The 276-nt window shown below is 49.6% G+C and carries 1 protein-coding gene; it reads left to right on the top strand.

Annotated elements, in window-relative coordinates:
• On the top strand, nucleotides 1–276 hold a 276-nt coding region (locus tag MMG82_RS21480), incomplete at both ends, for an EF-Tu/IF-2/RF-3 family GTPase (RefSeq protein WP_241407425.1).

The following is a 276-nucleotide window of genomic DNA, read 5'->3' as shown; positions in this document are numbered from 1 at the left end:
GCGAGCCGGAGTGGGAAGCGAAGATCCTTGAGCTGGCAGCAGCTTTAGACTCTTACATTCCAGAGCCAGAGCGTGATATCGATAAGCCATTCCTGATGCCAATCGAAGACGTATTCTCTATTTCTGGCCGTGGTACAGTAGTAACAGGTCGTGTAGAGCGTGGTATCGTTAAAGTGGGCGACGAAGTAGAAATCGTTGGTATCCGCACGACTTCTAAAACAACTTGTACTGGCGTAGAAATGTTCCGTAAGCTGCTTGACGAAGGTCGTGCAGGTG

Source organism: Shewanella sp. MM_2022_3, from assembly GCF_022557375.1.
Lineage (GTDB): Bacteria > Pseudomonadota > Gammaproteobacteria > Enterobacterales > Shewanellaceae > Shewanella > Shewanella xiamenensis.
The sequence above is the reverse complement of the archived record's forward strand: the minus strand, read 5'-3'. Positions and strand labels throughout refer to the sequence as shown.